The following is a 13,878-nucleotide window of genomic DNA, read 5'->3' as shown; positions in this document are numbered from 1 at the left end:
CGCCGAGCCCCCGCTTATCTATACGAACGCTGGACCCAGCAACTCAACAGGGTTGCGGCGAACCGACTGCGTGGAAATCCGCGTTAAGAAAACGTGACGGTTGGGATGAGGTGGCGGCATGGACGGACACGTCGTGGACTCGGCACGATCGGCGCGAACCGAAGGCGTCGACGTCGACACGGTCGTCGTCGGTGCCGGGCAGGCGGGCCTGGCCACGAGTTACTGGCTCACGCAAGCCGGCATCGAGCACCGGGTGTTCGAACGGCGCGGCACGCCCGGAGGTGCCTGGCAGGACCGCTGGGACAGTTTCTGCCTGAACACCCCGAACTTCGGCATCACCGTCCCGGGGATGCCTTACGACGGCCCTGAGCCGGAGGCGTTCATGCCGAAGGACGATGTCGTGGCATACCTGGGGCGCTACGCGGAGACCATCGGCGCGCCCGTGCAGATGGACACGGACGTCACCCGGGTGGGGGCCAACGCCGGCGGATTCGTCGTCGAGACAAGCCGCGGCAACTGCCGAGCGCGCAACGTGGTGCTGGCCGCGGGCGGCTACGCGAAACCGAAGCTCCCGGCGGCCGCCGCGCAGATTCCCGCGCACATCCTTCAACTGCACACGGATGCCTACCGCAATCCCGAATTGCTGCCCGAGGGTGCCGTCCTGGTCGTCGGCACCGGGCAGTCCGGGGGCCAGATCGCGGAGGAACTGCACGAGGCGGGCCGCGAGGTTCACCTGGCCATTTCCTCCTGTCCCGAGGCACCCCGCAGATACCGTGGCCAGGACGTCTTCCATTGGCTCATGCAGGTGGGAATCCACGGCGAGGCGTACGGCACCAGTTTTCCGCGCGTGGACCAGCTGCCCTCACCCGCGGCCCGGTTCGGCTGCAACCCGCTGCTTACCGGGCACGACGGCGGTCACGACATCTGCCTGCGCACGTTCGCCCGCAACGGCGTCCGCCTGCACGGCCACTTCGAGGAAGCCGGCGACGGCGTGCTGCTCTTCAGCGACGACATCGAGGACCGCCTCACGGCGGTGGAGGCGGGGTTCGGCCAACGCATCCAGCCGGTCATCGACGCGTACATCGCCGCCGCCGGCATCGACGCCCCGGCCGACGACCGTCCTCCCCATGACCGCTTCGCGCCGGTTGCCGACCCGCGCCTGGACCTCGAGGCGGCGGGGGTCACATCCATCATCTGGGCCACCGGTTTCCGGCTGGACTTCGGCTGGCTGGACGTGCCCGTGCTCGATGCCTGGGGCTACCCACGCCACGATCGCGGCGTCGTCGAGCACCCGGGCCTCTACGCCGTCGGGCTCCCCTGGCTCAGCACGCAGGCCTCGGCCCTGCTGTCCGGCGTGGGCCGGGACGCGGCCCACGTGGTCGAACATCTCGCACGGACGGCCCGGTAAGGGACAATCCTGCGTTCCTCAAAGGCTGTCGACAAAACGGCGGTGCAGTATCCGGGCGGGCCGCGCGCAGGAACCTTGGCATCCGGCCCGCCCCCCCATGACTGCCGGGTGAACGCACCACGGGTGTTGCGTTCGATCACCGGCTACACCAGGGACGAAAAAAGATCATTGCCCATGGCTATACATGCGAGTAGTCTCCTATACATGCGTACAGCACAGGATGACCTGACGGGCCGCGCACGGTTACGCGATGCGGCGATCGAATGTTTCGCGGCACAGGGCTTTGACGAATCCCTGCGCGCCATCGCGGCACGCGCGGGGGTAAGTGCGGGGCTGGTGCGCCACCATTTTGGTTCGAAGGAAATGCTCCGCGCCGAGTGTGACGCCACGGTGCTCCAGCGTTACCGCACCCTCAAGACGGAGAGCATCAATGCCGATCCGGCGTCGCTGTTCGCCCAGTTGCCGGCATCCAGAGAGGCCGGGATCTTGCTCGTCTACATCCTGCGCAGCGTTCGCGACGGCGGTGCCGCGGGCCGTGAGTTCCTTGAACACATGGTCGCGGAGGCGCTCGAGTTTTCCATGGATGCTGTGGCCCGCGGCCTCGTTGTGCCCAGCCGCGATGAAGAAGCCCGAGTCCGCCATCTGGTCCGCCAGTCCGTGGGCGGGTTGATCGTCCAGCTTGCCATGCACCCGGACACGCAACTCGATGATTTCCAGGGCGTCATCGAGCAGTTCTACGCGGACTCCATGCTGCCCACCCTCGAGCTCTACTCGGAGGGCCTGTTTACGGACCGCACCTATCTCGACGAGTACCTGGCCTACGTGGCCGGCACCAACAACCCGCCCGCGGGCCTCGCGGGAGAACAGTTGCCAAGGTAAGGAAAATACCATGTCCCCAAATATCCCTGCCATCGAAGTCACCGGCCTGCACAAGCGGTTCGGGCAGACCACGGCGCTGGACGGCCTGGACCTTCGCGTCGACCAGGGCACTGTGGCGGGCTTCCTCGGGCCGAACGGCTCGGGCAAGTCGACCACCATCCGCATCCTGCTGGGCCTTTTGAGGTCCGACGGCGGGACCGCCACGCTGCTCGGAGGGGATCCCTGGCAGGACGCCGTGGAGCTCCACCGCCGCTTGGCGTACGTGCCGGGAGACGTGAGCCTGTGGCCCAACCTCACCGGCGGGCAGGCCATTGACATCCTGTCCCGGCTGCGCGGCGGCGTGGACAACGCCAAGCGGGACGATCTGCTGGAGAGGTTTGAGCTGGACCCCACCAAGAAGGCCCGCAGCTATTCCAAGGGGAACCGGCAAAAGGTGGCACTCGTGGCCGGTCTTGCCTCCAATGCCGAGCTGCTGGTCCTGGACGAGCCAACCTCCGGCCTGGACCCCCTGATGGAGGAGGTGTTCACCGACTGCATCCGCGAAGTCAAGGCGGAGGGCCGCAGCGTGCTGCTGTCCAGCCACATCTTCGCCGAGGTGGAAAAGCTGTGCGACACCGTCACCATCATCCGGGAGGGCCAGACCGTAGAGTCCGGCCGGCTGGACGAGCTCCGGCACCTGCACCGGACCACCGTTTCCGTGGTGCTGGACCGCGACGCCTCCGTCCTGGCCTCCGTTCCGGGGGTCAACGACCTGGTGGCCGACGGCGCCAAGGCCACCTTCACCGTGGGCGAGGCGGAACTGGGCGGCGTGCTGGCAGCCGTTTCCGCCTACTCGCCGCACCAGCTGGTCTCCAGCCCGCCGTCGCTGGAGGACCTTTTCCTGCGCCACTACGGCGGCGTTTCCAAGGACGCCGGGACGGCCCCGGTGCAGACGGCGGGTGTGCGATGACCGTCGCCGCCCCCCGCCTCCACGCCGCGGCAGCCTCGTCCGCCGCGGGCACACTGGCCGGGTTCGGCCTGTCCGTGCGGTTCATCCTGCGCCGCAACTGGCTGCGCCTGCTCATCTGGGCGGCCGTGCTCGCCGTCATGATCCCCATCGTCTACACCTCCCAGCAGGCCACCTTTCCCACGCAGGCGGCCCGGAACGCTTACGCCAACGTGGCCAACACCCCTGCCATCGCGGCCATGACAGGCCTGCCGTACGCGGCCGGCAGCCTGGGCGGCATCCTGGTCATCAAGATCTGGATGACCCTCGCCGTCGCCCTGGGCCTTGCCTCGATCTTCCTGGTGACCCGCAACGGCCGCGCCGATGAGGAGGCGGGCCGCACCGAGCTGCTGCGCGGCTCCGCGCTGGGCCGGCACGCGTTCAGCCTGGCCAACTACGCGGTTGTGGGCGGTCTGAGCGTTGTCACGGGGCTGCTCATCTCGCTGCTCGCCTTGTCGGACAAGCTGCCCGCCGCAGGGTCCTGGGTTCTGGGCGGCTCGATTGCCGGCGTCGGGCTTGCGTTTGTGGGCATTGCCGCGCTCTGCGGGCAGCTGAGTTCCACGAGTCGCGGCGCGAACTCCCTCGGCGTGGCCGTGCTGGCCGTGTTCTACCTCATCCGGGCGATGGCCGACGTGAATGCCCACGACACCAACGTCACGGCCCTGAGCTGGTTCTCGCCGATTGGCTGGGGCCAGAACATGCGATCCTACGCGCAGGACACGTGGTGGCCGTTCCTGGCCCTGCTTGCCCTGGCCGCCGCCGGCTGTGTCCTGGCCCTGCGCATTGAAACCCGCCGCGACCTCGGGATGGGCCTGGTGCCGGCGCGCCGCGGTCCGGCACGGGCCACCGCGTTCCTGGCCTCACCCCTCGGCCTGTCCCTGCGCCTGCAGCGTGCCACCCTCATCTCGTGGCTGTTCGGCGCCGTCGTCGCCGGACTGTTCTTCGGCAGCGTGGCGAAGGCCATGACCACTGTCCTGGACCCGTCAAATGCAGTCGCCAAGGCATTCCTCGGCGGTTCCCATGACATGCTCAACGGCATTCTGGGCACCTTCGTGCTGTTCAACGCCATGCTGGCCGGCGCGTTTGCCCTCCAGAGCCTCTCCGGCGCCCGCGCCGAGGAGTCCGGCGGCAGGCTCGAGTCCCAGCTGGCCGGATCGCTCGCGCGCACCCGGTGGATCGGCGCCCACATCGCCGTGGCCGGGGCCGGCTCGGCCGTGATGCTGCTGTTGAGCGGCTGGCTCACCGGCATCTCCTCCGACGGCGCCGCAACCGGCACCGCCATGGCGGGGGCCGCGTTCGCCTACTGGCCGGCCGTGCTGCTGATGATGGGCGTGCTGCTGTTCCTGCACGGCTTCCTGCCGCGGCTGAGCGTGAGCCTGAGCTGGGCCGTCTACGGGATCTCGGTGGTGGTGGCCATGTTCGGGCCCCTGTTTTCGCTCTCCGAAACTGCCATCCGGTCCACCCCGTTCGGCGCCATACCGCGGTTGCCGGCCGACGACTTCACGCTCCTGCCGCTCGTTGTCCTGACGGCCATCGCGGTGGTCCTCGCGGTCCTGGGAATACGGCGGTTCGGCAGCCGCGACATCATGCCCGAGTAGGCGCCCGGGCCCGCTGGACGCTCCCGCGGGCCCGCCTGGACACGGATGGCGCCGTCAGGGGATGGCGATACCAACCGGGGCCGCGGAACCCCAGACCCGTGCAGCGTCCAGGCCATGCCCACACCAAGGGCTCAGGAGAGCACGTCCTTCGACGCGAACCGACCGTAGGCGAGGGCTCCGAACACGGCCAGGTACCCGGCCTGCAGGACGGCATTGGCACCGAACGAGTCCCAGGTGACCGGCTGTCGGAGCAGGTCGGCGAAATCAAACCAGTAATGGCTGAACAGCCACGGATGCAGCCAGGCCAGTTGCGGCAACGAGTCGAGCACCTGCGACGCGATCGCCAGGACGACGGTCGCGGCCATGGCGCCCACCGGAGCGTCCGTCAGGGTCGAGATGAACAGCCCGACGGCGGCGAACCCGGCCAGTGAAACGGTCACGTAGGCGGCCACCAGCACCAGGCGCCATTCGGCTTGGCCCGCTCCGACGGTGTCGCCCGAGAGCAAGGTGACGGGGCCGACCGGGAACAGCAGCGCCCCGATGGCCGAACCGGCCAACACAATGACGAGCGTGGCGGCCACGCAGAACACGACAGCGCCCAGGTACTTCACCACCAGCAGCCGGATCCGCCCGGCCGGGGCCACGAGCAGGTAGCGCAGGGTACCCATCCCCGCCTCGCCGGCGACGGTGTCCCCCGCCACCACACCGACCGTCAAGGGAAGGAACAGCGGGATGGCGACGACCATGGCCGTGGCCGCGACGAACATCCCGTTCTGCGTGATCCGGTCCAGGAACACCGGCCCACGCCCCGGCGGGACGTGGGCCGAAAGCCGCACGACGACGGCGATGAGCACCGGGATGGCGGCCAGCGCCGCCAGCATGGCCCACGTCCGGCGTCGGCGGAACAACACCGACAGCTCGGAGACCGCCAACGATCCCCGCAACGCCCGGCCGGTCCGGCCGCGGCCGGCCCTATTCGACAACCTCGAACCCCTCCCCCGTCAACTCCACGAACCGATCCTCCAGGCTGCCGGCCTCCACCGCAAAGCCGCGCACCCGCACGCCGTCGGCGACCAGGGCTGCCACGATGTCGGCCGGCTCGCCGCGCCGTTCCGGCACCGGCGCGCGAACCAGCCCGCCGTCGTCGTCCGTTGGGACGGAAACGGCGATCTCCGGCACCAGGCCCAACCGGGCGAGCACGCCACAGGCCCGGGCCATGTCCGGGGTGAGCACCCGGACCTGCTCCCGGCCGTCGCGGCGCAGCTCGGCGAGGGTGCCCTGCGCCACGAGCAGCCCGGCCCGCATGATGCCCGCGTGCGTGCAGATCTGCTCGACCTCGGCCAGCAGGTGGCTGGAGACGAACACCGTGGTCCCCTCGGTGGCCAGCGAGCGCACCAGGCTGCGCACCTCCCGGGTGCCCTGCGGGTCCAGGCCATTGGTCGGCTCATCCAGGACCATCAGCTCCCGGGGTGCGAGCAGGGCGTTGGCGATGCCGAGGCGTTGCTTCATGCCCAGCGAGTACGCCCGCACCTTCTTCCCGGCGGCGTGGGTGAGCCCGACCCGGTCCAGGGCGGCGTCGACGCGTGCCGCGCGCGTGCCGGCGGGCGAGTTGGCGTCCGCGGCGTCGAGGCGGTGCAAGTTGGCCCGGCCGGACAGGAACGGATAGAACGCCGGCCCCTCGACGAGGGCGCCGACGCGCGGCAGCACCGTCCGGAACGATCGCGGCATGTCCTGGCCGAGGACGGCGACGGCGCCGTGCGTGGGCGCCGCGAGTGCCAGCAGCATGCGGATCGTCGTCGTCTTGCCCGACCCGTTGGGTCCCAGGAAACCAAAGACGGAACCCTGCGGGACGGCCAGGTCGATGCCACCGACGGCCAGTTGGTGGCCGAACCGCTTGACCAGGCCGTGCGTCTCCACGGCCAGCGCCGCCGGTCCGGGGCCGGTTGTTCCGGTGTCACCCGGCGACGGACTCACCGGGCGGCGGCTGCTGCCTGCAGCCGCTCCAGCGGGACGGCGCCGGCGAAGAGGCGGCCATCGGTGGCCACGAAGACGGTGAACACGCTGGTCGACAGCGCACGGCCTCCGGTGACGGGGTGCATCATGGCGGCCACGGCGGGGTTGTCGAGCATCTGCTGGGACACGGTTCCGGCGGCCGCCTCAATCACAGCATCCCAGCCGGTGCCCGCCACGGTCACGGGGACCCGGTGCGTCTCGCCCTGGATCATGTGGCCCGGCAGCCTGACGCCCGGGAGCTTGGCGTCCGGCAGCCTGGCATTCGGGAGCTTGGCGTCCGGGTGCGCCACGGGCCGTTGCGGCAACGTCAATTGCTGGACGTGGGCCCCGGCGGGCGGCACGAACCGGAACACGTCGGCGGCCGGTGCCGCCAGCGACAACTGGGTGAATTGGACCTGCAGGGCGGGCTTCTCCTGGCCGCGCGCCAAGACCGTCACACCCAGCGGCAGGCCGGTCGCGGCGTCGACGGCGATGTCGACGGAACCGATGAGCGTGTCGGTCGTGCGCGGGCTGAGGATGAGGTGGTAGGCGGCGCGTCCGGCCATCCGGGACTGCGGTCCCTCCGAAACGCGGGTGGTGGGGCCGACGGCCGACAGGAATTGCCGGGCCAGCTGGTCCGGTGATTCCACCCGTGCCGGCAGCGCCGACGGGAGGGTCTTCTTGAAGCCGCGCGCGGGCATGGTCACGTGCGTCACGGTGTTGTCACTGGAATTGTAGGTCCACAGGTCCGGGCCGCTGCGCACCAGATCGCGCTCCGCCAACTGGTCGAGCACCTGGACGCGCATCCTGGTGGGGCCGTCCAGGTAGACCCGGGCCGTGTGCGGCGCCGTCAACATGTCCACCCAGGACGCGGCCCCCGCCGTAGCACCGAGGCCCGTCTTCGGCAGTTGCGGCAGGCCAAGGTCGGAGGTCTGCTCGATGGTGCCGGACAGGGCGTCGACCCGGCTCTGCGCGACCAGCGCGAGCACCTGTTCCGGTGTCCTGTCCGGCGCCTTGGCCGCGACAGTCGCCTGCAGCGGCCCGGCCCACACGCCGAGGCCGATGACGGCCGGCACGGCTGCGGCCGGAACCCACCGAAGCCACCGTCCGCTCACGCCAACCAGGACCCAACATCACTACGCATGCCTTCAGCGTACGCCTCGGGCCAGTTGTATTCACCCCTCCGGGGCGTGACCAGTTGCAAGGCAAACCCACGCTTGGCCCATCGCCGTACCGGAGAATGCATCTGGCGTCGCTGGCCGGCGATCCGGTTCTTGAACTGCGCAACGACACCATCACCTCGGTTGGCCGTCGGCACGCACCGTGATCTTGACCATGTGCAGGAACGCGACAGTGCCCCTGCATGCGCGTGACGGGTTCGGACGCACGCAGAAGGTGACTCGAATCACGGGTCCGATGGGGAATCCGCTTCCCAGCGGCGAGGTTGTGACAGTCGAGGCCGGCCCCTGGCGCCGGCCGCCATGTTGCCCCCGGCAATCGTTTACCAAAGCAAGAGGATTCATTCATGAGCACCACCAAGGTTCTGGCCCTCGTCGGCAGTCTGCGCAACGGATCGACCAACGCCGCCCTGGCCGAGGCCGTCGTCGCCGTCGCCCCGGAGCACATCGAGGTCGACATCTACGACGGCCTGGCGGAGATACCGTTCTACAACGAGGACATCGACGTGCCCGGCCAGGTGCCGGACGCCGCCGCGCGTTTGCGTGCGGCCGTCGCCGACGCCGACTCGCTGCTGCTGGTCTCCCCCGAGTACAACGGCAGCGCCCCTGCCGTGCTCAAGAATGCCATCGACTGGATCTCCCGCCCGTTCGGACAGGGTGCGGCCGCCGGCAAGCCCGCTGCCGTGATCGGCACCGCCTTCGGCCAGTTCGGCGGCGTCTGGGCCCATGACGAGGCACGCAAGTCCCTGGGCATCGCGGGCGCGAATGTGCTGGACGCGGCCAAGCTGTCCGTGGCCAACTCCGTGGTCCGTTTCGCCGAACTCCACCCGAAGGATGACGCCGAGGTTGCCGGCCAGGTCGTCAAGGTGCTCGAGGCGCTCGCCGGCACCGCCTCCACCGAGGGTGCCGCGGCCTAGCCCAATTACGGGCAGCCTCTTCACGAGACCGTCGTGCCAGGCCCTCACCGGGCCTGGCCGGCGACGCTCCCAACCATCGTCCGCAGGCCCTTCCGCGGCGGCACCCGGACGGGTACGGGCCACCGCGGCCCGATCGAGTGGCTGAGCGTGACCCGCCGGATCTTCCGGCCGAGCACCCGTGCCGTGAACGCCGCCGTCATCGCGAGCCGGCGGCAACAGAGCGCAACCAGCCACGCACCGTGGGGCTGGCCGGCACAGCCAAGCAGCCAGGCGCCGGTGCCCGAAACCACCGGCAACAACACATGCGTCTCCCGGCACTCCGAGCATCGGGCGCGCCGAGGCCATCACCGGCATCGCCGCCATCGTATAGTCCCCAGCTGCTCCCACCCCTCCCATCTGGGCAGGGGTGTCCCGTCGGCGCTGTGCTGCCGGTCAGATGTCGGGTGGGTGGCGGTAGAGGTTGCGGTGCCGGTGTTGGCGCGCATCCTTGGCCAAGGGCGCGGTGAACCAGGGGATCCCATTGATCATCTGTACGGTCCAGTCGGTGCGGTGGAGCAGGTGGTGGTGGTAACCACAGACCAAGCAGCAGTTGGCCACGGAGGTGGGTCCGCCCTCGGACCAGGGGACGACATGGTGAGCCTCGGTCCATTGGGGCGGCCGGTCACAGTCGGGGAACGCGCAGCCGCCGTCGCGGGCGATCAGGGCCCGTCTGATGTTGGCGGTAACCAGGCGTTGGCGTCGTCCCACATCGAGGACCGCACCCGTGGAGCCCATCACGATGGGGATGATGTCCGCGTCGCAGGCGGCCTGCCGGATCCCGGTGACGGGGATGAACCCGGAGAACGGGACCCCGGCGGTGCCCAGACCCTTCCTGAGGTCCTCCAGGTCGACGGTGACGTGCAGTTGGGGGCGCAGCCCGCCGTTGTCCGGCAGGGTGTCGGTGGCGGCGGCCAGGCGCAAGCAGTCCAGGAGCCGGTGCAATAGTTTCTGCGCCCGGGTCCGCTCGTCCCGCAGCGCCGGGTGCGCCGCGGCCTGCCCGGACCCGGGTTGGACGGCGTCGAAGAGCCCACACTGGTCGGCGAAGAACCGCTCGCTCGCGCTCGGCGCATCCGGCCCAGGCTCCGGGACGTCATGTCCGGCGCTGGAACCGGTCGCCGCCGTACCGTCTCCGTCGGTGTCTTCATCGCTGGCCGGGTTCACGTCCCGGGTGGGGTGGGGGTTGGTGCCGGTGCCGGTGGTGGCGAGGAAGAGTTCGAAGTCGGCGACGGTGAGATGGCCGCGGATGCTGACCAAGCCGTGCCGGGGCCGGCCGAAGTGCAGGCCCTCCTTGGCGCGCAGTTCGTCCTCGGTGGGTTGCTCGCCGTCCGGGTCCAGGTGCGCCAGCGCCCGGATCGCGCACGCCCGCACGGACTCGGGCGGGTGGTGGTCGGCCAGGTCGGTGAGCACGGCCTCGACCCGGTCGGCCTGTTCGGCGGACACGCCATCGGGGCCGGTGCCGACCAGGGCGGCGGCCCGGCGGGCGTACTCGGCGACGAGGCCGGCCGCCTCGAGGGAGAGCCGGCCGGAGAGGAATGCCTCGGCCAAAACCGGGTGCGGGGCGGGGTGCGCGGCGCCCGTGAGTGGGTCCGTTTGCTCCAGCACCGCGGCGGCGACCTTCAGGCGTCGTCCGGTCTCGGGGCCGGAGAGGCGCAGGGTGTGGGCGACGAACACGGCCGGCGTCGGGGACCCGGCGCCGTCGTAGCGGCCGGCCCCCGCCCTCTCGGCTAGGGCGGCGGCGAGCTGGACCTGGACGGCGGCCAGGGCGGCGGCAACGGCCTCGACGTTGCGGGCCAGGGTGACCAGATCCGGGTCGGGGAGCCGGTCCAGATGGAGGCCGTCCGGACCGAGGTCATGACTGTCGGCGGTCCGGGAGGCGGAGTAGGCGAGGTCGAGCAGCCGGCGAACATGTCCGCCGGTGGATCCACGACTGGCGCGAGCCCCCGCGTGGTCGGGAGCGAGTTGCTCCGTGTCCATGACCATCATATTACCAGAATACATCTTCGATGAAAAGAGTTTCTTTGGAAAATGACATAGAAATGAGCACCCATCGGCGATACCGTCCCGGCGTTCATCTAGGGCGCGGTTAAGCACCAAATTGCCCAGAAATAGGTGCTTAACTGCGCCCCAGATTGCCAAGAATGAGCACCTACTGCGTCACAGTTGGGAAACGAAGAGGGGATGTCACATTCTGTTCTTGGTCCGTGCTGTCGGGAGCGCCGTCCACGGGTCCTCCGGCCACGGATGCCTGGGGTAACGGCCCCGCATCTCGGCACGGACCTGCGCGTAGGGTCCGGACCAGAACGACGCCAGGTCGTCGGTGACGGCCAACGGCCGCCCGGCGGGCGAGAGCAGGTGGAACAGCACCGGAACCCGCCCACCCACCAGTCGCGGCGTATGGTCCCAGCCGAAGCACTCCTGCAGCTTGACCGCCGCAACCGGCCTGCCGCCGTCGTCCGCCACGTCCGGGTAGTCGATGCGCACCCGCGACCCGCTGGGCACCTCGAGACGCTCCGGGGCGAGCTCGCCCAGCCGGGCCGCCTCGGGCCACGGCAACAGTCGCCGCAAGGGATCGGCCAGGTCGATCCCAGTGGCCGCCGCCCCGCCGGCCACGGCCTCCAACTCGGGTGCAAGCCAGTCGTCCAGCCGGGCCAGCAGGGCCTGGTCGGTGACGTCGGGCCAGGGCTCGCCCAGTTCCCGGTGCAGCAGGGCGAGGCGGCGACGCAGCGCACCCGCCGCAGGCGACCAGCCGATCAGCCCCAGACCCTCGACGGCCAACGCCCGGGCCACCGCCGCGCGTCCCTCGGCCGGCGACGGGCGCACCGGCGTGGATGACAGCACGATCGCACCAAGCCGGCGTTCCCGCCGCGCGGTGACCCGGCCCTGGCCGAACCGGGCCTCAACCGAATCCGAGAGCAGGGGCCGGGCCGCGGCAACGGCGGAGTCCGCCGTCAATGGCGCCGCGGATCGGATGACGGCGCCGGTACCGGCCGCATCGCGCCCCTGCGCCAGCGACGCCTCGGCCACGGCCAACCATTCGTGCCCGGCCAGCGGACTGCCCGCCGGCAACCCCGCCCGGGTTCCGGAGGACAGCAGGTACTGCGCCGTGCCCGGGACGCGGCACGCCACGCGATCCGGGTACGCGAGCGCGACGACGAACCCGACGCCCTCCTCGCGGCTCACCGGGCCGGTCGGCAGGGAGGGTGCGATGACGGCCGCCGACTTGCGCGCGATCGCCTCCAGCCGCCGTGCTTCCCCGGCCCAGCGCCGGGCGGCCGGGTCCCCGGCCGTGCGCAGCCCGGCCAGCAGCCGGGTGAGGTCGGCGCCCGGGGCGCGCTGGTCCCCGGAGACGACGGCGACGGTCTCCGCCGCGGCGCGATGGCCCACGACGGCGGCACCGTCGAGGAGGGCGCGGGCGAGCCGCGGGTCGGCGGGAACCCCGGCCAGGGTCTTGCCCAACTCCGTGGCATGGCCGTCCGGCCCCACCGCGCCCAGCTCCCGCAGGACCTCGACCGCCTCATCCATGGCCGCCCGGGGCGGGGCGTCCGGCAGGGCCAGGCCCCGGCCGCCGGGCGCTCCCCAGCAGGCCAGCACCAGCGCGGCGCCGGTGAGATCGGCCACGGTGATCTCCGGGGTTTGGTGGGCGGGGGCCGCGGCCAGGCTTTTCTGGTCGTAGCAGCGAACCACCCGTCCGGGCCCCAGCCGGGCCGCGCGCCCGGCCCTCTGCTCGGCGGACGCCCGGGAGCAGGACACCGTCACCAGCCCCGACATGCCGCGGGCGGAGTCGCGCCGCGGCTCCCGGGCCAGCCCCGAGTCGATGACGAGCCGGACCCCCGGCACCGTCAGGGAGGATTCCGCCAGCGCCGTGGAGACGATGATTCGTGGGCGTCCGCCGGGTTCGCGGCCGGACACGGCGCGGTCCTGGTCCGCCGTGCGGACCTGGCCGTGCAATTCCAGGACCTCGACGCCGGCGCCGGCCCGGGAGCGGAGCCGGGCGGCGATGTGTTGCACCTCCCCCGCACCGGGTGCGAACACGAGCGCGTCGACGGCCCGGTCCCCGGCCAGGGCCTCGGCGTGGGCGGCCGCCGCCGTGTCCGCCACATGATCGAGGAAGGCGCGCGTCACGCCCCGCCCATCCAGGCGCGGCGCCGCCGCGGGCGCCCAGCGGACGTCCAGGGGGTACAGCGCCGACGGGCAGTCGACGACGCGAGCCGGCCCGCCGCCGTCGGACTCCCCCAGCAAGGCGGCGAAACGCGGCGCGTCGAGGGTTGCCGACATGGCCACAAGCGTCAGGTCTGCGCGCAGCTGGCGCACCTCGGCGAGCATGCCGACCAGCAGGTCCGTCTCCAGCCCGCGTTCGTGCACCTCATCGAGGACGACGGCGGCGGTCGCCTCCAGCCCCGGATCGGCCAGCAGGCGGCGCAGCAGGATCCCCGGGGTGACGAATTCGATCACCGTGCCCGCACCGACGTGGCGTTCCCCGCGCACGGTATACCCAACGCGGTCCCCGAGCCTGCTGCCGTCCAGGGCGGCCAGGCGGCGGGCCGCCGAGCGTGCGGCGACACGACGCGGCTGGGTCACCACGATCCGCGCTCCCGCTCGGCGTTCCCCGGCGGCCGTGCCGCGGGCGGTGTTGGCCAGCAGTGGCGGAACAAGCGTCGTCTTGCCCGTGCCCGGGGGCGCCTGCACCACCACGGCCCCGGCCGGCGCCCCCGCGGCCAGCGCGTCGGCGAGTTCCCCGAGTGACCGCGCGAACACCAGGCCGGCGCCGATGGTGTCAAGGTCGAAGGGCGCACCGGCGAACCCACGGTCCGGGTCGTTCGGGTGGTTGGGGTTCGGGTGCGGGGTCACGCCTCCATTGTGCCCGCACGCCGCTTCCCGGACG

General features: G+C 71.1%; 10 protein-coding genes. 5 read left to right on the top strand and 5 right to left on the bottom strand.

What is annotated here, in order from left to right; genetic code table 11:
• Positions 1 to 118 precede the first annotated feature (118 nt).
• From EJC77_RS08750 to EJC77_RS08735, 4 genes are all read left to right on the top strand, one after another.
• A complete protein-coding gene (locus EJC77_RS08750; RefSeq protein WP_125611691.1) occupies positions 119 to 1,408 on the top strand; it encodes a flavin-containing monooxygenase in 1,290 nt (429 codons plus the stop codon).
• Between the two features lie 204 nt (positions 1,409 to 1,612).
• Entirely contained in the window at positions 1,613 to 2,287 is a 675-nt protein-coding gene (locus EJC77_RS08745; RefSeq protein WP_125611689.1) for a TetR/AcrR family transcriptional regulator, read from the top strand.
• A gap of 10 nt (positions 2,288 to 2,297) precedes the next feature.
• A complete protein-coding gene (locus EJC77_RS08740; RefSeq protein WP_125611687.1) occupies positions 2,298 to 3,236 on the top strand; it encodes an ABC transporter ATP-binding protein in 939 nt (312 codons plus the stop codon).
• Positions 3,233 to 4,870, top strand: coding sequence for an ABC transporter permease (locus EJC77_RS08735; RefSeq protein ID WP_125611685.1), 1,638 nt, complete (start codon positions 3,233 to 3,235; stop codon positions 4,868 to 4,870). The genes EJC77_RS08740 and EJC77_RS08735 overlap by 4 nt, the downstream gene beginning before the upstream one ends.
• Before the next feature lie 131 nt (positions 4,871 to 5,001).
• On the opposite strand, the gene EJC77_RS08730 is transcribed toward EJC77_RS08735, so the two are convergent.
• From EJC77_RS08730 to EJC77_RS08720, 3 genes are all read right to left on the bottom strand, one after another.
• Entirely contained in the window at positions 5,002 to 5,751 is a 750-nt protein-coding gene (locus EJC77_RS08730) for an ABC transporter permease (protein WP_240630019.1), read from the bottom strand.
• Positions 5,752 to 5,842: 91 nt separating this feature from the next.
• A complete protein-coding gene (locus EJC77_RS08725; protein ID WP_240630007.1) occupies positions 5,843 to 6,844 on the bottom strand; it encodes an ABC transporter ATP-binding protein in 1,002 nt (333 codons plus the stop codon).
• On the bottom strand, positions 6,841 to 7,977 hold the full coding sequence (locus tag EJC77_RS08720) for a LolA family protein (RefSeq protein WP_125611681.1): 1,137 nt from the start codon (positions 7,975 to 7,977) through the stop codon (positions 6,841 to 6,843). Before EJC77_RS08720 ends, EJC77_RS08725 begins: the two co-directional genes overlap by 4 nt.
• 410 nt (positions 7,978 to 8,387) lie before the next feature.
• Between EJC77_RS08720 and EJC77_RS08715 the strand changes: the two genes are divergently transcribed.
• Entirely contained in the window at positions 8,388 to 8,957 is a 570-nt protein-coding gene (locus EJC77_RS08715) for an NAD(P)H-dependent oxidoreductase (RefSeq protein ID WP_125611679.1), read from the top strand.
• 432 nt (positions 8,958 to 9,389) lie between these two features.
• Here the strand turns inward: EJC77_RS08715 and EJC77_RS08710 are convergent, their stop codons facing one another.
• Complete coding sequence (locus tag EJC77_RS08710) at positions 9,390 to 10,970, bottom strand: HNH endonuclease signature motif containing protein (protein ID WP_164520360.1); 1,581 nt, start codon at positions 10,968 to 10,970, stop codon at positions 9,390 to 9,392.
• Positions 10,971 to 11,177: 207 nt separating this feature from the next.
• A complete protein-coding gene (gene hrpB / locus EJC77_RS08705; protein WP_420820309.1) occupies positions 11,178 to 13,844 on the bottom strand; it encodes an ATP-dependent helicase HrpB in 2,667 nt (888 codons plus the stop codon).
• Positions 13,845 to 13,878 lie beyond the last annotated feature (34 nt).

This window comes from Specibacter cremeus (assembly GCF_003946885.1).
Classification (GTDB): Bacteria; Actinomycetota; Actinomycetes; order Actinomycetales; family Micrococcaceae; genus Specibacter; species Specibacter cremeus.
The sequence above is the reverse complement of the archived record's forward strand: the minus strand, read 5'-3'. Positions and strand labels throughout refer to the sequence as shown.

What these genes read in the sequence shown, in the direction of transcription:
- EJC77_RS08715 (WP_125611679.1), top strand. Translation starts at nt 8,388, where the DNA reads ATGAGCACCACCAAGGTTCTGGCCCTCGTCGGCAGTCTGCGCAACGGA.
- EJC77_RS08710 (WP_164520360.1), bottom strand. Translation starts at nt 10,970, where the DNA reads ATGGACACGGAGCAACTCGCTCCCGACCACGCGGGGGCTCGCGCCAGT.
- EJC77_RS08730 (WP_240630019.1), bottom strand. Translation starts at nt 5,751, where the DNA reads ATGCTGGCGGCGCTGGCCGCCATCCCGGTGCTCATCGCCGTCGTCGTG.
- EJC77_RS08745 (WP_125611689.1), top strand. Translation starts at nt 1,613, where the DNA reads ATGCGTACAGCACAGGATGACCTGACGGGCCGCGCACGGTTACGCGAT.
- EJC77_RS08735 (WP_125611685.1), top strand. Translation starts at nt 3,233, where the DNA reads ATGACCGTCGCCGCCCCCCGCCTCCACGCCGCGGCAGCCTCGTCCGCC.
- EJC77_RS08750 (WP_125611691.1), top strand. Translation starts at nt 119, where the DNA reads ATGGACGGACACGTCGTGGACTCGGCACGATCGGCGCGAACCGAAGGC.
- EJC77_RS08740 (WP_125611687.1), top strand. Translation starts at nt 2,298, where the DNA reads ATGTCCCCAAATATCCCTGCCATCGAAGTCACCGGCCTGCACAAGCGG.